Source organism: uncultured Paracoccus sp., assembly GCF_947487305.1.
Classification (GTDB): Bacteria; Pseudomonadota; Alphaproteobacteria; order Rhodobacterales; family Rhodobacteraceae; genus Paracoccus.
In genome coordinates this window covers 300255-319259 of record NZ_CANKWH010000003.1, presented here as the reverse complement: position 1 = coordinate 319259, position 19005 = coordinate 300255, and the positions used below count along the sequence as shown (strand labels likewise).

The following is a 19005-nucleotide window of genomic DNA, read 5'->3' as shown; positions in this document are numbered from 1 at the left end:
ATGGCAAGGTAGAGCCAGCCCTCTGCCGTCCGGATGTAGGAGATGTCCGCACCCCACTTCCTGTCCAGGCCATCCGCTGTGAAGTCCTGCGCCACGAGGTTCGGGGCGACGGGCCAGGCATGTTCGCTGTCCGTCGTGCGCTTGAAGCGCCGTTTTTGCCGCGCGATCAACTGGTTCTCGCGCATCAGGCGTGCCGTGCGGTGGCGTCCGATCTCATGGCCCTCATCGACGAGGTCGCGGTGCACGCGGGGGCTGCCATAAGTGCCGTTCGACAGCGCGAAGCCAGTCCGGATATGCGCGAGATAAACCATGTCCTGCCGCTGGCGGCGACAGGCAGGCCGTTCCTGCCAGGCAAAGAAGCCGCTCGGGCTGACCCCGAGGACGCGGCACATCCGGCTGATCGGGAAGCTGGCCTTCTCCGCTTCGATGAAGCCGAAGGTCATCGACTTCCCTCTCTCGCGAAGAAGGCCGCGGCTTTTTTTAAGATATCGCGCTCCTGCTTCAGGACCGCATTCTCCCGCCGCAACCGCTTCAGCTCGGCATGAAAATCAACCGGTGCCTCACTCGGCTCGCTGGCATCGCGTTCCTCTCTAAGCCATCGCGTCAGCGTCGACAGCCCGATGCCCAGATCCTCCGCGATCTCTCGCCGCGTCCGGCCGCTGGTCAGTGCCAGCCGCACCGCTTCACGCCGAAACTCCGGCCTCGGTCTGTTCCCGTTTCCCATAGAACACCTCCTGGTTCCTCAGTTGGTGCTCTCCACTTTTTCCGGGCAAGTCCACTTGGATCGGTAGACAACTCGGTGGACAACACCTGCCGTACCGCCGCCAAGGTTGCCGTTACCGGCCATTTGGCCTAAGCAGTTTCGGGATCGGCAAGGAGAGCGCGATGGAGATCAGAGCCTGGCAACCCGGAGACGAGGCCGCGATCCTGGACTTGTTTGCCACGACCTTTGGCACGCCCATGACCGAAGCCTATTGGCGGTGGCGCTATCTCGATCATCCGGCAGGCGGCCCCCTCATCGCCCTGGCTTGGGACGAGAACCGACTGGCTGCACATTATGCCGCCAGCCGCGCGCCGCTCCTGGTTGACGGCACGCCCCTTCAGGCCGCACTTTCGATGACGACCATGACTCATCCGGATTATCGCGGGCAGGGCCTGTTCGAGCGCACTGCGTCGGTGCTGTATGAACAGATGGCTCAGGACGGCATTCATGCGGTCTGGGGCTTTCCGAATCGAAACAGCAACGTGCCGTTCCGACGCAAACTCGACTGGAGTGCGATTTCGGACGTGCCGGTTCTGGTCCGGGATATCCGTCCTGACGAGAGCCTTTCGCCGGACAGCCTTGTCCCGGCAGACCACGTTGACGAGCGTTTCAGCTCGGTGGCTTCGCCCGTGGAAGGACTGCAGGGTGACCGCCGGGCGGACCTGTTGTCGTGGCGCATCGATCAGAACCCGAACAATCGCTATCTGATCCTGACCCTTCCCGGCGGCGACGGGCTCGACGGCTATGCCGTTCTCAAGCCCTATGGCGATGCCGAATTCGATCTGGTGCTTATGGCGGCTGGCGATGCGCGCGCCTATCCCGACCTGATCGCCGGCAGCCTGGCTGCAGCGAAGGCCAGGGGCGCACGGCGAGTGAATTGCTGGTCCCTGCCGCAGGATCCGGCGCGGATCGCACTCGAGCGGGCAGGTTTTCAGGCCAGCGCACCGGTCACCTATTTCGGCGGCCGTGTGCTGTCGGGGCAGGACGCGGGCCTCAGCGACGCGCGGCGTTGGCGCATTGCCATGATCGACTCGGACATTTACTGAGAGCCGCAGCGGAAACCGGCAGCAGGACGACACGTGAAGAAGATCCACATCCTGACCGGAATCCGGTCTGAATACGACATTCTCGCTCCGGTGATCGGGGCTATTTCCGACACGCCCGGACTCGAACCGGGGGTGATCGTGACCGGGGCCCATCTCAGCGCGCGGCACGCCTATTCCGTGCGCCAGATCGAGGCCGACGGCTTTCCCATCGTGGCCCGGATTGACTCGCTCCTGGCCTCGGACGGGCTGACCGGCCGGGTCAAAGGCGCGGCGCTGCAGCTGGCCGGTCTGACCGATCTGTTTGCTGTCAATCGCCCCGATATGCTGGTGGTTATGGGCGACCGTGAAGAGCCGATGACCGGCGCACTTGCCGCCAGCTATCATCATATCCCCATCGTGCATATCGGTGGCGGCGACCATGCCGAAGACGGCAATGTCGACAACCCGATCCGCCATGCGGTCTCCAAGCTGGCGCATCTGCACATGGCCACTACCGAGCTTTCGGGTCAACGCCTGCGTGCCCTCGGCGAAGAAGACTGGCGCATAAACGTGGTGGGCGCATCGGGTCTGGACCGGCTGCTGGCCGTGCCACAGATGTCGCGGTCCGAGTTGGACACGGCGCTAGGCGTGGACTGGAACGGCGCACCCTATGTGGTGCTGCTTTATCACCCGACCATCACCGATTATGCTGGCGCGGCCGCACATATCGCTGCCGTGACCTCGATCCTCGAGGCGTCGGGCCTGCGCGTCGCGGCGATGGCGCCGAACACCGATCCGGGCGCGGATGGAGTGGTCGCCGGGCTGCAAGCCTTTGCCGCGCGCTGTGACCGTGTGAAGCTGTTCACCTTTCTCGAACGCAAGGTCTTCGTGAACATGATGCGCCATGCACGGGCGCTGGTTGGCAACTCGTCTTCGGGCATCATCGAAGCCCCCAGCCTTGGCCTGCCTGCCATCAATATCGGCCAGCGCCAGCGGGGGCGCGAACATGCCCAGAACGTCATATTCACCGGTTACGGTGAGGACGAGATAGCGACCGCGCTGCGGCTGGCGACCGAGGACCCGGCGTTCCGTGCCAAGGTCGCCGAGGCCAGTACCCCCTATGGCGACGGCCGGACCGGAGCGCGCATCGCCGGCTTGCTGGCCGAAACACCGATTGACGCCCGCCTGCTGCACAAACGATTCGTTATGGGGAAAGACGATGCTTGAGATCGAACGCGGCGGGCCGATCCTGGCCATTGCACCCCATCCCGATGACGAAACCATCGGCGCTGGTGGCTTGCTGTTGCGCGCGGCAGCGGCGGGGCGCGAGATCCACTGGCTGATCGTCACCACCATGCGCCCCGAGGACGGCTGGCCCACCGCCCGCATCGAAAGCCGCGAAGCCGAGATCGAGGCCGTCGCCCGCGAGTTCGGATTTGCTGCTGTTCATCGGCTTGGCTTGCCGACGACCCGGCTCGATACCCTACCGCTGGGGGATGTCGTCGCAGCCATTGGCGATGTGGTCAAAGTGACCCGCCCCCAGATGCTGCTGCTGCCCCATCGTGGCGATGCCCATAGTGACCACCAGGTCGTCCACGATGCCGGTGCAGCCTGCGCCAAATGGTTCCGCTACCCTTCGGTGCAGTGGACCCTCGCCTATGAAACCCTGTCCGAGACCGACGCGGCCATCCAGCAGATGCTGCCATTCCGGTCGGACATCTATGTTGATATCGGCGCGTATCTCGAGCACAAGATCGCGATCACCCGCCACTTCGCTGGCGAATTCCACCCCTTCCCCTTCCCGCGCAGTGAAACCGCAGTACGAGCCCAAGGCCAGATGCATGGCGCAGCCGCCGGCTATCAGGCCGCCGAAGCCTTCATGCTGCTGCGGGGCAGAATGTGAACCCACCCGTGACGATGCCTCGTTTCCTCATGCGCATGCAGCGCAACTTCCGCCTGCTGGGCGTCCTGTCTCAAATCCCGCCCCGGCAACTGGCCGGCAAGGCAGCCACCCGCGTCAAGAGCGGGGCCCGGCGTTTTCTGGCTCCGGTCTCTCGCAGCTCCCTGGCCCTTACGCGTCTGCGCGCCACCGACAGGTTTTCGGGACTCGAGGCAGGAAACAGGTTCTTCTGGAAAAGCCGGCTGCGGCGGGATTGGAAATCGATCGCGAGCAGGCTGTTCCAGCTTGACGAGACCGGGCAACCGGACCTGTTGAACGAGTTTGTCCGTGACGCCCTGCTCTATTCGGTGGGTGCACCGATCGTCATGATGCTGGCACGTTCCGGGCTGACCAAGTCTCTGATGGCGGCGCATCTGCGCGATCCCGACCTCGTCGAGCAGCTTCTTTCTCGCTTTCCACCCCATCCCAACTTCGGCACCGGCTTGACCGCTGCGGCCGCTTTCCTGCTGGACGACGAGGAGTTCGCTGGTTTTCGTGATCGCCTGAGAAATGCGCGCTTTGAACCGGCCAAGCAGCATTCGGAACTGCTGGACAGTTTTGCGACCGTTCCGACGCAGCGGCCCACGTTGCTGCGCGGCACCGTGGCCGAAGCCCCCAGCCGCCGCCCCGCCCGGCACCGGCTGATTATCGCAGATGCGCTGCAGGATCCCACCCATCTGTCGCTTCTGTTCGCGGGCGCAGAGAAAATCTCGCTCTTCAGCCCGTCAAACCTGTTCGGACGGATGACCTTCAGCAGCGAGACCCAACTGCACGCCCGGCCAGCGGAGTTGATCATTACCCATCCGCGCAGCCGGGCCACACGCTTCTCTCCGGCCTATCACCGCCTGCATGACGAAACGCGCCGGCTCGCCGAAGAGATCGTTGACGAGATCGAGCGCGAGGCAGGTGGGTGGCTGGATGAATCAAAACCCTATCTGGCCATGCATCTCGCCGACGCGATGTTCTTCCAGGGACTGCGCGTCGTCGGGCTTGAAGAACTGCTGGCCGACGAGGACGTTGACCAGGTCATGGTCGTCAGTGCCGAGACGGCCGAGGCTGGATTTTTTGAGTTCTTGGCCGATGTCCAGGGCCTGAACGATGACCCGAGGGTTGAATTTGTATCCCTTGCACGCAACGAGCGCTCCCGCATCCGGTTTGCGGGGCAACTTGCTCAGGCCTTCTCCAATTCGGTACAGGTCAAACAGACTATTCCCGCTTCGGTCAGACCCCTGCGCGACCTGTTGAAAGGGCTGCGGGCCGATGCCGCCAAGGCAGCACAGGCAATGTATCTTTGGCCGAAAGCGGCCGAGGGCGACATGGCGCCGCGCCCCAAGGTGTTGTTTGCCACAATTCCCTATACGACCTACAATGATTCCAGTGCCGTCTATGCCAACATCCTGTCGAGGCATTTCGACACGATGATGGGCGTGGTCGGCCTCAATGCCGCGTCGCTGTTCGCGGGTGCGCCGGAACTTCCAATTCCGCCCGCCGGCCGGGTTCAGTTGTTGCCCCCTCTGACAACGCCGGACTATCCGGCTCTGAACTACAGCATTCAGCACCTGCTCGAACGCGTTGCGGCGCGGCATCGTCAGGCCGGCGATTGCCTGATCACGACCCGCGTCATCGAGTCCAGAAGCGCGATCCTCGCCTATCACACCATCGTCTCGGGTTTGCATCACTGGGAACGGCTGCTGCAATGGTTCGACCGGATGCAGGCGGCGGGGCAAAAGCCCGATGCGCTGATCGTCTCGCCATTGCGTCCATCCCTGACCGGTATGACCGCTGCGGCTGCGCGGCACTTTGGCGTACCGAGCCTTGCTATCGAGCCGCATATCATCAACGCCGAATATTGCCGCTACACTCGAGTCATGACCGATCGCTACGGCACGGCTTCCGGCTATTTGGCGAAACTCGCCGAGGCCGGATTCTCGGTCCCGGCAGAGCGGATCGACATCATCGGCTCGCCCCGCCTCGTCGCGACGCCCCCGGTCCCGCCCGAAAACGCGCGCAAAAAGCTTGAAAAAGACAGTGGGACGCGCTTCCCGCCCGGTCAGCTCACCTTGGCCTTTTTCTCGCAGCCATCGAAATGGACGCAGATCAGCGACGTCTGGCGCATCATCCTGGCAGCCATGGCTCCCTATGAGGATCTGCAGATCCTGCTGAAGGTTCACCCCGAAGAAGGCGAATTGCGCATTGCCGCCTACCTGGCCATTGCCGAAGAGATGGGCATGGCCCATCGGGTCCAGAGCGTCACCGCCCCTCCGGCTCCGCTGATCGAGGCATCCGATCTGGTTCTGGCCTGCTACAGCGCAACCCTCGTCGAGGCAGCACTGGCCGGCAGGCCTGCGTTCTCGGTATCCAACGCCGACACGCGCTATCCGATGGACCAGCACGAGGTGGTCGGAGCCCCGCAGTTCCGCGATGTCGCCAGCCTGTCCGTCGCGCTGGCCGAGTTCCGCCGCGACCCGACCGGTGCTGCCGTGAATACGGCCCGATTCCTGGAGCAGAATCCGCAATTCGTCACCGGCCCCGAGCCCGGGCTTGTTGCAGCGGTCGATGCCATGGTCGGGGCCGATCCCGCCAGTCAACTGCGACCTGCCGACGAACTGCCCCCGCGGCTCTTCATCGAGGGTCCCTATCGAGTCTACGATATCTGAACGCGGTCTCGGGTCTTGATCGGCCCGAGCGCCCTGCGGCTGCAGCAATCGTTGCGCTGAATGCTCTCCTGCAGGAGCCATCTTCAGGTCAGCCGGTGGAAAGATCGCCCTCAAGCTGCGACCTTGCCACCGGTTCAGGCTCTTACCGACTCAGGTAATCACGTCCGGTGCATCGCGACCGGTCCGGTCGCGGATGCCCGCAATCGCATCGGCGGCGGCGATGACGGGGGCCAGCGCCTTCTGTGCGTCCTGCCCCAGGGCTGCGGGATCGGTTTCCAGTTGCTCGAGATAGACACGCAGCGTCGCGCCCTCGGTGCCGGTGCCCGACAGGCGGAACACGGCGCGGCCGCCCGAGGTGAAGCCGATGCGGATGCCCTGCCCGGTCGAGCGCGAGCCGTCCACCGGGTCGTCATAGGCGAACTCGTCCGCCGTGGCGACGGTCAGCGGGCCGAAGCTTTCGCCCGGCAGCGTGGCAAAGCGCGCGCGCAGATCGGCCATCAGCCCGTTCGCGGCGGCGCTGTCCACCGCCTCGTAATCATGACGCGAATAGTAGTTGCGACCATAGCGCGACCAGTGATCGCTCATCAGCTCGGCAACCTGCTTGTCGGTCGCGGCGAGGATGTTCAGCCACAGCAGCACCGCCCAGAGCCCGTCCTTCTCGCGCACGTGGTTCGATCCGGTGCCGGCGCTTTCCTCGCCGCACATGGTGGCCTGCCCGGCATCCAGAAGATTGCCGAAGAATTTCCAGCCCGTCGGCGTTTCGAAGCAGGAAATGCCCTTGGCCGCCGCCACCCGGTCCACCGCGCAGGAGGTGGGCATCGAACGCGCGATGCCCGCGAGCCCGTCCTTGTAGCCCGGTGCGAGATGCGCCAGATCGGCCAGCACCGCGAGACTGTCCGAGGGGCTGACATAGCAGCCCTTGCCGACGATCATGTTGCGGTCGCCATCGCCATCCGACGCCGCGCCGAAATCGGGACCATCGGCGGCATACATGTGATCCATCAGATCCTTGGCCCAGATCGGGTTGGGGTCGGGATGGCCGCCGCCGAAATCGGGTTTCGGGGTGCCATTGACCACTGTGCCCTTGGCCGCGCCGAGCCGGTTCTCGAGGATCTCGGTCGCATAGGGGCCGGTCACGGCATGCATGGCGTCAAAGCGCATGCGGAATCCGCCGGCGAACAGCGCGCGGATGGCATCGAAATCGAACAGGCTTTCCATCAGCGCCGCGTAATCGCTGACCGGATCGACGATCTCGACCCGCATCCCGGCAAGGCTGGTCTCGCCGATGCGGTCCAGGTCCACATCCTGCGCCTCGGCGATGCGGTAACTGTCGATGACCTTGGTCCGCTCGAAGATACGGTCGGTCACGCCCTCGGTCGCCGGACCGCCATTGGGGCCGTTGTATTTCAGCCCGAAATCCTCGTCCGGGCCGCCTGGATTGTGGCTGGCCGAGAGGATCAGCCCGCCATCGGTGCCGCGAAGGCGGATCAGATGCGAGGCGGCTGGCGTGGACAGAATTCCCCCCTGTCCGACGATGCAGGCAGCCGCGCCATTGGCGGCGGCCATGCGCAGGATCACCTGGATGGCGCGGTCGTTGAAGTAACGGCCATCGCCGCCGACCACGAGGGTCTTGCCCTCGACGCCGCCGATTCCGTCGAAGATCGCCTGGACATAGTTTTCCAGATAATGCGGCTGCATGAAGACGCGGGTCTTCTTGCGCAGCCCGCTGGTGCCGGGCTTCTGGCCCTCGATGGGCGTGGTGGGGACGATAGTCGGGGTCATGCGTGCTCTCCCTTCGCCGTTCTGGCCGCTGCTCGGGCCCTGGATGTGGTCTTGTCGATCAGGTCAAAGACCGCGACCGAGTTTTCCTTGATGTCGTTTCTCAGCGTCGCCGGGGCGAGGATGCCCTCCTCGGCGGTGTCAAAGCAGCGCCGCCAGAACTGGCCGTCGGGGGCCTCGGGCAGGGTGATGCGCTGCGCCGCACCGGCATTGAAGACGACGTAGATCGCGCCAAGCCGCGGCTCGTAGGGGGGCGTGCCCCGCGCCATGCGGACCTCCATCCCCAGCAGGTGCAGCGCCGGGTTGGCCCAGTCATCCACGGTCATCGACTGGCCATCGGCGCGGCGCCAGTAGAGATCTGGCTTGCCATCGACGGTGCGCGGCAGCGAATGCAGGAAGCGGCTCTGGCGCAGGATCGGGTTGGCTTTGCGGAAGGCAATGATCTTCTGGCAGAATTGCAGGAAATCCTCGTCCACATCGGCCCAGTTCACCCAGCCAAGCGGGTTGTCCTGGCAATAGGCGTTGTTGTTGCCGCCCTGCGAATTGCCCAGTTCGTCCCCGGCCAGGATCATCGGAGTGCCCTGGCTCAGCATCAGCGTCGCCATCATGTTGCGGCGGCGGCGGGCGCGGCGGGCGAGGATCTGGGCGTCATCCGTCGCCCCCTCGATGCCGCAATTATCCGAGAAATTGTGGTCGTGGCCGTCGCGGTTTTCCTCGCCATTGGCCTCGTTGTGCTTGGAGTTGTAGCTGACGGTATCCATCAGCGTGAACCCGTCATGCGAGGTCAGGAAATTGATCGAGGAGGTCGCGCGCCGTCCGTCATGGTCAAAGCGCACAGACGAACCCGCCGCGCGGCTGGAGAGCTTGGGCACCATGCCCGCATCGCCCTTCCAGAAGCGGCGCACCTGGTCGCGGTAGCGGTCGTTCCATTCCGAGAAGGGCGCGGGATAGGCGCCCAGCTGATAGCCGCCCGGCCCCACGTCCCAGGGCTCGGCAATCAGCTTGACCTTGTTCAGCACCGGGTCCTGCCGCACCGCGCGCAGGAAGGGCGCGTCGCGGGTGAAGCTGCCGCTGGTGCGCGCCAGCGTCGAGGCGAGGTCGAAGCGGAACCCGTCCACCCGCATCACCTGCACCCAGTAGCGCAGCGAATCCATCACCAGCCGCAGGGTAAAGGGATGATCGAGGTTCAGCGAATTGCCGCAGCCGGTATCGTCCTGATAATAGCGCCGGTCCCCGGCCAGCCGGTAATAGCTGGCATTGTCGAAGCCCTTGAGGCACAGTGTCGGCCCCATCTGGTCGCCCTCGGCGGTGTGGTTATAGACCACGTCGAGGATCACCTCGATCCCGGCCGAGTGGAAGCGCGCGACCATCTGCTGGAATTCCGCAATGTCACCGCCCGAGAGATAGCGCGGATCGGGGGCAAAGAAGCCATAGCTCATATAGCCCCAGTAGTTCTTCAGCCCCCGCTCGACCAGAAAGCGGTCATCGACGAAGGCCTGCACCGGCAGCAGCTCGATGGCGGTGATGCCCAGCTTGGTCAGATGCTCGAGGATCGGGTCCGAGGCCATGCCAAGGAACTTGCCCGGATGCAGGATGTCCCGTCGCTCGGCCGTGAGGCCCTTCACATGCGCCTCGTAGATCACCGTCTCGGACCAGGGATGGCCAAGCGCGCCGCCGGCCTCGCCCCAGGTGAAGGCCGGGTCCACCACCACGCTGCGCGGCATGAAGGGGGCGCTGTCGCGGCGGTCAAAGCTCAGGTCGCGATCGGCGCTGCCGATGGTATAGCCGTAAAGCGCATCGTCCCAGACCGGCGCGCCCGTCAGCTTCTTCGCATAAGGGTCGATCAGCAGCTTGTGCGGGTTGAAGCGATGGCCGTTCAGCGGATCATATGGACCGTGGACGCGATAGCCATATTGCTGGCCCGGCTGCATCCCCGAGATGTAGCCGTGCCAGACATGCCCGTCCCGCTCGAGCAGGTCGAGGATGACGGTCTCTTCCCCCTCTCCGCTGAACAGGCACAGCGACACCTTGGTGGCGTGCTGCGAGAAAACGGCGAAATTGACACCCTCGCCGTCGAAGGTGGCGCCCAGAGGATAGGGTCGCCCGGCCGAGAGGTTGATCCGGCTTATCATCACTTGCCCAAGAGCCTTTCGTAGAGTTCGGCATAGCGGGCAGCGGATTGGTCCCAGCCCACCGGCTGGCTCATGGCATTGCGCTGCATCTTCGTCCAGCGCTCGGGATCGGCATAGAGATCACAAAGCCGCTCAAGCGCATTGGCCAGCGAGGCCGCCGTGACCGGGAAGAACTGGATGCCGGTCGCCACCTCGCGCGCCATCGTGGCGGGCGTGGCGGGAATGACGGTATCGGCCAGGCCGCCGGTCAGCGCCACCAGCGGCAGGGTGCCATAGCGCAGCCCGTAGAGCTGCGTCAGGCCGCAGGGCTCGAAGCGCGAGGGCACAAGGATGGCATCGCCCCCGGCCATCATCCGGTGCGACAGCGCCTCGTCATAGCCGATGCGGATGCCGACATTCGGCCCCGCCGCCGCCTGAAACGCCGCCTCCAGCCCCTTGTCGCCGGAACCGAGCAGGGCCAATTGCCCGCCCTTGGCGAGCAGCGCCGGCAGCGCCTGCAGCAGCAGGTCCAGCCCCTTCTGATCGCTCAACCGCGACACCACGACGCAAAGCGGCCCGCTGGCTTCGGCCATGCCGAATTCCTGCTGCAACGCCGCCTTGTTCGCGGCCTTGCCCTTGGCGGTCTTGTAGGGGGTGATCGCCGCATCGGTGGCTGGCGACCAGGTCTCCTCGTCGATGCCGTTCAGGATGCCGGAAAAGCTATCCTTGCGGGCGCGCATGACGCCCTCGAGTCCCATACCGAATTCCGCGGTCATCAGTTCCGCCGCATAGGTGGGCGAAACCGTGGTCAGCCAGTCGGCGAAGACCAGCCCGGCCTTCAGTGCCGAGATCTGGCCCCAGTATTCCACCCCGTCCGAGGTGAAATCGACCGGCGCGATCCGAAGACCCTGCATCTTCCAGGCGGGCGCGAGGCCCTGAAAGGCGATGTTATGGATGGTGATGAGCGTGCGCACCCGGCCGGCGGCCGGCCAACGGGCGATGTAATAGGGCGCCAGACCCGCCTGCCAGTCATGACAATGGACGATCGCGGGTTGCCAGACAGCGATGGCGCCATTGGCGATCTCGGAAGCGACCCAGCTCAGCGCGGCAAAGCGTTCGGGATTGTCGGGCCAGTCGCTGCCCGCCGGGCTGAGATAGGGCCCGCCGCTGCGGTCATAAAGATGCGGCGCGCTGAGAACCAGCAGGTCCAGCCCGGCAACCTCGGCGGCCAGCAAAACGGCTGGCCCACCGAAGCAATCGGGAAAGCGCGCGACGATCTCGTTCTCGCCCAGCATCCGCATCACCTGCGGATAGCCGGGCATCAGCGTCCTGAGCCGGACCCCGAAGGGCTCCAGCGCGGCAGGCAGCGCGCCGGCCACATCGGCCAGCCCGCCCGTCTTGATGATCGGTGCAACCTCGGATGCGACCGAAAGGACCTGCGTCACCGCGCGGCCTCCCATTTCGCCACCATCTCCTTGGTGATCAGCGTGGTGCCCTTGTCGGTGACGCGGAAGAATTTCGCATCCTCGACCGGGTCCTCGCCCACCACCAGCCCTGCCGGGATCTGCACCCCCCGGTCGATGACGCATTTCGTCAGCCGGGCCGAGCGATTCACCACCACATGCGGCAGCACCACCGCATGATCCAGCACCGCGTAGGAATTGGTATGGACCTGGGTGAACAGCAGCGAGTTCCGCACTTCGGTCCCCGAGATGATGCAGCCGCCCGAAACCATCGACGAGATCGCCACGCCACGGCGGTCCTTCTCGTCATGGATGAACTTGGCCGGGGGCTGGCTTTCCGAATAGGTCCAGATCGGCCAGTCGCGGTCCCAGAGGTTCAGGTCGGGGTCGAAATTCGTCAGGTCGATATTCGCCTCCCAGAAGGCATCGATGGTGCCGACATCGCGCCAATAGCTGGGCTTGCCCTCGGTCTTGACGCAGCTGTCGTCAAAGCGATGGGCAATGGCCTTGCCGTTCGCCACGATGTCCGGGATCAGGTCATTGCCAAAATCATGGCTGGAATTCGTGTCCTCGGCATCCTTCAGCAGAAGGTCGCGCAGGAAGGGCCAGTTGAAGACGTAGATCCCCATCGAGGCCAGCGCCTTGGTCGGATCCTCGGGCGTGCCGGGCGGATCGGCGGGCTTTTCCAGGAACGAAGTGATGCGGCCGCTGGCATCGGTGGCCATGACGCCAAAGGCCGTGGCCTCTTCCCGCGGCACGGTAAGGCAGCCGATGGTGACATCCGCGCCCTCCTGCACATGCTGGCGGATCATCATCTCGTAATCCATCTTGTAGATGTGATCGCCGGCCAGGATGACGATGTAGTCGATGCCATAGCTGTCGACGATGTCGATGTTCTGGGTCACCGCATCGGCGGTGCCGCGATACCACATGTCCTCGCCCATGCGCTGGCTGGCCGGCAGCACATCCAGAAACTCGTTCCGCTCGGCCCGGAAGAAGTTCCAGCCACGCTGGCAATGGCGGATCAGGCTATGGGCCTTGTACTGCGTGGCGACCGCCATCTTGCGGATACCGGAATTCATCGCATTCGACAGGGCGAAATCGATGATCCGGGTCTTGCCGCCGAAATAGACGGCGGGCTTCACCCGGCGGTCGGTCAGTTCCTTCAGCCGCGAACCGCGCCCACCGGCCAGAACGAAGGCCATCGACCGCTGTGCAAGTCGTCTATCATCCGTCATCTTTACAGTCCTCCCACTGTCGCGGCGATCACCGCGTCGATTGTTCCAAGCGTAACATCACGGTCGCAAGCGGCGGCAGGCGGATCTCGATCGAGTTCCCCAGCCCGTCCCATTCCTGCGGGCTGCTGTCCGCGCCCGCAGCATTCACCCGGTTGCCGCCGCCATAGGCCTCGGCATCGGTATTCATCACCTCGACCCAATGCCCGGCTGCAGGGACGCCAAGGCGGAAATGCCCGCGCTCGACCGGGGTGAAGTTGCAGATGACCACCACCGGCGCATCGCCCTCGGCCCCCGTGCGGGTAAAGACCATGGTCGATTGCTGCGGATTGTTGGCGATCCAGCGGAAGCCAGCGGGGTCGCAATCCTGCCGATAAAGCGCCGGGGTGGCGCGGTAGAGGTGGTTCAGGTCGCGCACCAGCGCCTGCACGCCCTGCTGATGCGCGCCATGCAGCGCGTCCCAATCCAGCGAGACATTGTGGTTCCATTCCTGCCACTGGCCGAATTCGCAGCCCATGAACAACAGCTTCTTGCCCGGATGGCCCCACATGAAGCCGTAATAGGCGCGCAGGTTGGCGAACTTCTCCCACTCGTTCCCGGGCATCTTGGCGATCATGCTGCCCTTGCCGTGAACCACCTCGTCATGGCTGATCGGCAGGATGAAATTCTCGCTGAAGGAATAGTCGATCGGGAAGGTCATCAGGTGATGATCGTAGGATCTGTAGACCGGGTCCTTCTCGATATAGCGCAGGGTGTCGTTCATCCACCCCATGTTCCACTTGAAGCCGAAGCCAAGCCCCCCCGCATCGACCGGGGTCGAGACGCCGGGAAAGGCCGTCGATTCCTCGGCCACGGTGACGATCCCGTCCACGCGGCCATAGGCCTGCACGTTCATGTCCTTGAGGAAATCGATCGCCTCGTAATTCTCGCGCCCGCCATCGCGGTTCGGCACCCATTCGCCCTGACGCCGCGAATAGTCACGGTACAGCATCGAGGCCACCGCATCCACGCGCAGCCCGTCGACATGGTATTCTTCCAGCCAGTAGAGCGCGTTGGCCACAAGGTAGTTGCGAACCTCGGTGCGGCCGTAATTGTAGATCAGGGTGTTCCAGTCCTGATGGAAGCCCTCGCGCGGGTCGGCATGTTCGTAAAGATGGCTGCCGTCGAACTGCGCCAGACCATGTGCATCGGCGGGGAAATGCCCCGGCACCCAGTCGAGGATGACCCCCAGCCCGGCCTTGTGCGCGGCTTCGACCAGATCGCGGAATTCATGCGGCGGGCCGAAACGGATGGTCGGCGCATACATGCCCACCGGCTGATAGCCCCAGGACCCGTCAAAGGGAAACTCGCTGATCGGCAGGAATTCCAGATGGGTGAAGCCCATATAGGTGGCGTAATCGACCAGTTCGGTCGCGAGCTCCTTGTAGCTCAGCGGCCGATTGCCCTCGGCCCGGCGCCAGCTGCCCAGATGAACCTCGTAGATCGAGATCGGCTGGTCGCGCCGGCTTTTCTCGGCCCGGCTTTCCATCCACGCGCCATCGTCCCAGCCATAGCCCGAGATGTCGCGCACGACCGACGCCGTCTGCGGCGGATGCTGCGCGCCAAAGCCCACCGGATCGGCCTTTTCCAGCAAGCCACCATGCTGCGGCGCGATCTCGTATTTGTAGAGCGCGCCATCACCGATGCCGGGGATGAACAGCTCCCACACGCCGGTCACGCCGACACGGCGCATCGGGTGACGACGGCCGTCCCACTGGTTGAAATCCCCGATCACCGAGACCCGCGCCGCATTGGGTGCCCAGACTGCGAAATGGGTGCCGTCCACGCCCTCATGTGCACGGACATGGGCGCCAAGCGCATCCCACAGCCGGCGATGCGTGCCCTCGCCCATCAGATACTGATCGACATCGCCCAGAACCGGACCAAAGCGATAGGGATCGTCAAAGACCCAGTCGCGGCCATCCTCGAACCGGGCGCGCAGGCGGTGCGGGGTTTTCGACACCGGCACCGGCCCGCCGAACAGCGCGCCCTCGATCCGGGGCAGTTCGATGGTCTTCTTGCCGACCTCGGCCATCAGCGAGACCGCATCGGGGACCAGCGCCACGATCCAGGCCTTGCGGCCCTGCTTGTGCAGGCCCAGCACGTCGAAGGGCGCATCATGCCGCGCCTCGAGCAGCCGCGACACATCCTGCCCGGAAAGATGCGGAGGAAGATCAGCCGTTGTCATGTCTCGCGCACTCCGTCCTGTGGTTGATGTCTGCCGGCCCGGCAGTTCGCCCTATCCGTTCCGTTTCCGGCCGATGACAAAGCCGTTCGCGGCCAGCGTCACCTGACCCTCGGCAATCTCGGCCCCCTGCGTCAACAACTCTTGCACGGGTTGTGCCAGATCGATGGTGACCGGCTCGGCCGAAAGGTTAAAGAGGCAAATCATCGCCTCGCCCCGCTCGTAGCCCAGAACCGGCTCGGGCAGGTCGAGGAAGCGGATATCGCCAAGCCGCAGATCCGGCTCGGCCCGGCGCAGGGCCAGCATCTGGCGATAGAAGGCAAGAACGCTGTTCGGCTTGCCCTCCTGGGTCGAGACCGCCCGCGCCTGCTGCGGCGCCTTCACCGGCAGCCAGGTCTTGTTGGCCTTGGAGAAGCCGCCATTCGCAGCCTTGGCATCCCAGACCATCGGCGTCCGGCAGCCATCGCGGCCCTTGTATTCCGGCCAGAAGGCGATGCCGTCCGGGTCGGTAAGTTCCTCGAACTCGAGCTGCGTATCGACCAGCCCCAGTTCCTCGCCCTGATAGAGACAGACCGAACCCTCGAACGAAAGCAGCATCGCCGCCGCCTGCTTGGCCAGCGCATCCTGATCCGCAGCGTGGGGCAGCCAGCGCCCGACATGGCGCGGGACGTCATGATTCGAGAAGGCCCAGCAGGGCCAACCCTCGGGCGCACCCTTGAAGAAGCTTTCGATCCGGCTGCGGAAATGCTCGGCGCTGAAATTCGGCCCCAGCATCTCGAAGGAATAGGCCATGTGCAGCTTCTTGCCACTGGTATATTTCCCCATCAGCTCGATCGACAGATGGCTGTCGCCGACCTCGCCCACGGTGGCGCGGGCGTCGAATTCGTCCATGAGCGCGCGCAGACGTTCGAGGAAGGCCAGGTTCTCTGGCTGGTTCTTCGAGAACAGGCAGAACTGCATGTCGAAGGGCTTCAGCGCCTGCTGCGACCAGGGCAGGTAATTCGCCGGGTTGTCGCGCAGAAGCTTGTCGTGGAAATAGAAATTGACCGTATCCAGCCGGAACCCGTCCACCCCGCGCTCGAGCCAGAAGCGCATGGTCGAAAGCAGATAGTCCTGCACCTCGGGGTTGTGGAAGTTCCAGTCCGGCTGTTCCTTCAGGAAGTTGTGGAAATAATACTGCCGGCGGCGCGAATCCCAGGTCCAGGCCGGGCCGCCAAAGATCGACTGCCAGTTGTTCGGCGGCGTGCCGTCCAGGTTCGGATCGGCCCAGACATACCAGTCGGACTTGGGATTGTCGCGCGAGCTGCGCGATTCGGTGAAGAAGGGGTGCTGATCCGAACTGTGCGAGATCACCTGATCGATGATGACCTTCAGCCCCAGCTTATGGGCCTTCTCGACCAGACTGTCGAACTCAGCCAGCGTGCCGAAACCGGGATCGATGTCGGTATAATCCGACACGTCATAGCCCATATCCTTCATCGGCGAAGGGAACACGGGCGACAGCCAGATCGCATCGACCCCCAGCTTGGCCACATAGTCCAGCCGCGAGATGATGCCCGCCAGATCGCCAATGCCGTTATTGTCCGAATCCATGAAGGACCGGGGATAGATCTGATAGGTCACCGACCCGCGCCACCAATCCGCGCCCCCTCGTTCAACAACCATCGGCACCCTCTCTACAATCTTCGATTCGCTCATGTTTGCGATAACATTTTTTAACCATGCTTGCCAATCCGGCGCGGGTTGCAAGCACCGAATGCGCGGGGCGGCACATTTCGGCCACGCGCGCGTGGTTTAGTCGAGGTGAAGAACGAACAATCGCAGGTGCGGAAACCGGCCTGCGGGGGAATTTTCGGATCTGGGAAGGCCCGTTATCGCCCGGCATCTCTGCCGCGATAAGTGGTGCCGCTGAAGGGACTCGAACCCCCGACCCCATCATTACGAATGACGTGCTCTACCAGCTGAGCTACAGCGGCCTCTGGTGCCGCGCCGGATAGCAGGTTCCATCCGGCGGGAAAAGGGGGCGCGACAGATTTTCCGCCGCGCCCCCGAAAGCGATCAGGATTTCTTGCCGGAAGGCGGCAGAACCTCGTCCTCGGGCGGCTCCACATCGGGACGCACCAGCACCGGTTCTGACGGAACGGGTTTGGCCGTATCGGTGATAACGGTGCCATTCAGCGGTGCCTTCTCGGCCGCCAGGGCGGGCGCCGGTTTCACCACCTCACGCGCGGGTTCCGGCGAGGTATCCGTGGAAGACGGCTCGATCTCGACGAAATCCGTCTCGCGCGGGACCATGCCGGGGGCGACGGCGGCGACCTCGACACGGCTCACGCGCTCGGTCGCCGCGCCATTGGGCTTCGGCGCGGGTTTCGGCGTCTCGGTGACGATCTCGGCCTCTTCCGCCACGACAGTTGCCGGTCTCGGCGCGGCACCAACGAGAAGCGGCAGCATCTCCGCCCCCGGACGGCCGGTCGTGGCGGTCAGCTTTTCTTCCGGCACTCGCCAGCTCAGCGTGTCGAAGCCGCCGCATTTGTCACAGACCGGCGCCCAGTCCACCATCACGTTCTGGCATTTGTCGCAGCACCATTGCGGCCCGCGCGAGGCGGTCAGCGCGCGCGCCAGCCAGCCGCGCACCACGGCATCATCGGCACCCTCGCCGCGTTCGACCGCGGCCATGATCGACAGCGTGCGCACGGTGGGCTGGGTCTCGGCCAGATTGCCAAGCGCACGCCGCGCGCCGGGGAAATCCTCGGCAGCCAGCGCCAGTTCGGCACGCAACAGCCGGCTTTCCTGATCGTCCGGGTTCTTGCGGATCAGGTTCTCGAAGCGGCGCTGCCGCGCCACCGGAGTCTCGTCCGGCACGATCTCGGCATAGGCGGCAGCAATGTCGGGATGCGGGCGCACCGACCAGGTCTTTTCCAGCACCCGGCTTGCGTGGCGCGGATCGTCCTTGGCCATATAGCTGCGCGCCGCCAGCACCGCCGCCGGGATCAGGTCGGGCGAGGCGCGGTTGGCCGAGATCGCGGCCTCTCGGGCGCTGATCGAATTCCCTTGCGCCAGAACCTCGCTGGCCTCCTGCAAAGCCAGCACGGCGTCGCGGCGGATATGCACATCCTTCGGCAGATCGCCCTGCTTGCGCTGATCCTTCAGCACGCCCCGCGCGCCCTTCCAGTCATGCTGCTGGGTCTGCAGTTCCAGCAGCGTGTCCTGAACCTCCTTGTGGCGCGGCTTCAACGCATAGGCCTTTTCGGCCAGTTTCAGCGCCGTCTCGGTATCGCCGGCCAGAAGCTTCTGCCGCATCAGCCCACGCACACCGACAAAGCGGGTCCGGTCATCTTCCAGCAGCTTGCGATAGACCGCATCGGCGCGCGTGGTATCCCCCGCCACCTCGGCCGCCTGCGCGGCCAGCAGGTTGGTGACATGCGGCTTGTCGAGGTATTTCTCGGCCTTCGCCGCCTTTTCCTGCGCCAGCTTGCCCTCGCCGGCAGCGACGGCCAGCATCCCCTCGCCGAGGGCCTCGTAACCGCGCCGCTCACGCGAGCGGGCGAAATAGCGGTTGATGGCGGTCTCGTCCCCGGCAAGGAAGCGCAGGAAGGCCACGAAGAGCCCCAGCAGTTTCATCGCCAGCCAGGCCACGACCATCAGCACCAAGAGGCCGATGATGACCTGCACCGGCCCCAACAGGTATTCAGTGCCGTTGAATTCCAGCCTCAGCGACTGGCCGGTTTCCGACAGCTGCATCGCCCCCAGCGCCACGGCGAGGACAACGGCGAAGAAGAACAGGATTTTCAGCAGAGACAGCAGCATCG

The 19005-nt window shown here is 64.5% G+C and carries 11 protein-coding genes, 1 tRNA gene and 1 pseudogene; 4 read left to right on the top strand and 9 right to left on the bottom strand.

Going from position 1 to position 19005, the window contains the following annotated elements:
• Positions 1-724: pseudogene (locus Q1A36_RS06270) on the bottom strand (IS3 family transposase); the annotation flags it as partial.
• A 161-nt stretch (positions 725-885) separates the two neighbouring features.
• On the opposite strand from Q1A36_RS06270, the gene Q1A36_RS06265 reads away from it, so the two are divergent.
• From Q1A36_RS06265 to Q1A36_RS06250, 4 genes are read left to right on the top strand one after another with little or no spacing between them, the layout of a single operon-like run.
• Positions 886-1809 carry a GNAT family N-acetyltransferase gene (locus Q1A36_RS06265; RefSeq protein ID WP_299841107.1) on the top strand — a complete coding sequence of 308 codons (924 nt, stop codon included), beginning with the start codon at positions 886-888 and terminating at the stop codon, positions 1807-1809.
• 33 nt (positions 1810-1842) lie between these two features.
• Positions 1843-3015 (top strand): UDP-N-acetylglucosamine 2-epimerase, encoded by a 1173-nt coding sequence (gene neuC, locus Q1A36_RS06260; protein WP_299841105.1) that lies wholly within the window; start codon positions 1843-1845, stop codon positions 3013-3015.
• On the top strand, positions 3008-3691 hold the full coding sequence (locus tag Q1A36_RS06255) for a PIG-L family deacetylase (RefSeq protein ID WP_299841103.1): 684 nt from the start codon (positions 3008-3010) through the stop codon (positions 3689-3691). Before neuC ends, Q1A36_RS06255 begins: the two co-directional genes overlap by 8 nt.
• A 35-nt stretch (positions 3692-3726) precedes the next feature.
• Positions 3727-6384 (top strand): hypothetical protein, encoded by a 2658-nt coding sequence (locus Q1A36_RS06250; protein ID WP_299841101.1) that lies wholly within the window; start codon positions 3727-3729, stop codon positions 6382-6384.
• A gap of 150 nt (positions 6385-6534) precedes the next feature.
• Here the strand turns inward: Q1A36_RS06250 and Q1A36_RS06245 are convergent, their stop codons facing one another.
• The 8 genes from Q1A36_RS06245 to Q1A36_RS06210 form a co-directional block, all read right to left on the bottom strand.
• Positions 6535-8166 carry an alpha-D-glucose phosphate-specific phosphoglucomutase gene (locus Q1A36_RS06245; protein ID WP_299841099.1) on the bottom strand — a complete coding sequence of 544 codons (1632 nt, stop codon included), beginning with the start codon at positions 8164-8166 and terminating at the stop codon, positions 6535-6537.
• Positions 8163-10295 (bottom strand): glycogen debranching protein GlgX, encoded by a 2133-nt coding sequence (gene glgX, locus Q1A36_RS06240; protein ID WP_299841097.1) that lies wholly within the window; start codon positions 10293-10295, stop codon positions 8163-8165. The genes Q1A36_RS06245 and glgX overlap by 4 nt, the downstream gene beginning before the upstream one ends.
• Positions 10295-11734, bottom strand: coding sequence for a glycogen synthase GlgA (gene glgA / locus Q1A36_RS06235; RefSeq protein WP_299841095.1), 1440 nt, complete (start codon positions 11732-11734; stop codon positions 10295-10297). The genes glgX and glgA overlap by 1 nt, the downstream gene beginning before the upstream one ends.
• Complete coding sequence (gene glgC, locus Q1A36_RS06230) at positions 11716-12975, bottom strand: glucose-1-phosphate adenylyltransferase (RefSeq protein WP_299841094.1); 1260 nt, start codon at positions 12973-12975, stop codon at positions 11716-11718. Before glgC ends, glgA begins: the two co-directional genes overlap by 19 nt.
• A gap of 28 nt (positions 12976-13003) precedes the next feature.
• Positions 13004-15199, bottom strand: a complete 2196-nt coding sequence (gene glgB, locus Q1A36_RS06225) for a 1,4-alpha-glucan branching protein GlgB (RefSeq protein WP_299841092.1) — start codon at positions 15197-15199, stop codon at positions 13004-13006.
• A 51-nt stretch (positions 15200-15250) separates the two neighbouring features.
• Positions 15251-16861, bottom strand: a complete 1611-nt coding sequence (locus tag Q1A36_RS06220) for an alpha-amylase family glycosyl hydrolase (protein ID WP_299841090.1) — start codon at positions 16859-16861, stop codon at positions 15251-15253.
• 235 nt (positions 16862-17096) lie between these two features.
• Positions 17097-17172 (bottom strand) — tRNA-Thr (locus Q1A36_RS06215).
• Between the two features lie 82 nt (positions 17173-17254).
• Positions 17255-19003, bottom strand: coding sequence for a heme biosynthesis HemY N-terminal domain-containing protein (locus Q1A36_RS06210; protein ID WP_299841088.1), 1749 nt, complete (start codon positions 19001-19003; stop codon positions 17255-17257).
• Between the last annotated feature and the right edge of the window lie 2 nt (positions 19004-19005).

Coding starts and splice junctions, on each gene's coding strand:
- glgB (WP_299841092.1), bottom strand. CDS start 15,199: ATGACAACGGCTGATCTTCCTCCGCATCTTTCCGGGCAGGATGTGTCG.
- glgX (WP_299841097.1), bottom strand. CDS start 10,295: ATGATAAGCCGGATCAACCTCTCGGCCGGGCGACCCTATCCTCTGGGC.
- Q1A36_RS06210 (WP_299841088.1), bottom strand. CDS start 19,003: ATGCTGCTGTCTCTGCTGAAAATCCTGTTCTTCTTCGCCGTTGTCCTC.
- glgC (WP_299841094.1), bottom strand. CDS start 12,975: ATGACGGATGATAGACGACTTGCACAGCGGTCGATGGCCTTCGTTCTG.
- Q1A36_RS06265 (WP_299841107.1), top strand. CDS start 886: ATGGAGATCAGAGCCTGGCAACCCGGAGACGAGGCCGCGATCCTGGAC.
- Q1A36_RS06255 (WP_299841103.1), top strand. CDS start 3,008: ATGCTTGAGATCGAACGCGGCGGGCCGATCCTGGCCATTGCACCCCAT.
- Q1A36_RS06250 (WP_299841101.1), top strand. CDS start 3,727: ATGCAGCGCAACTTCCGCCTGCTGGGCGTCCTGTCTCAAATCCCGCCC.
- Q1A36_RS06245 (WP_299841099.1), bottom strand. CDS start 8,166: ATGACCCCGACTATCGTCCCCACCACGCCCATCGAGGGCCAGAAGCCC.
- Q1A36_RS06220 (WP_299841090.1), bottom strand. CDS start 16,861: ATGGTTGTTGAACGAGGGGGCGCGGATTGGTGGCGCGGGTCGGTGACC.
- glgA (WP_299841095.1), bottom strand. CDS start 11,734: ATGGGAGGCCGCGCGGTGACGCAGGTCCTTTCGGTCGCATCCGAGGTT.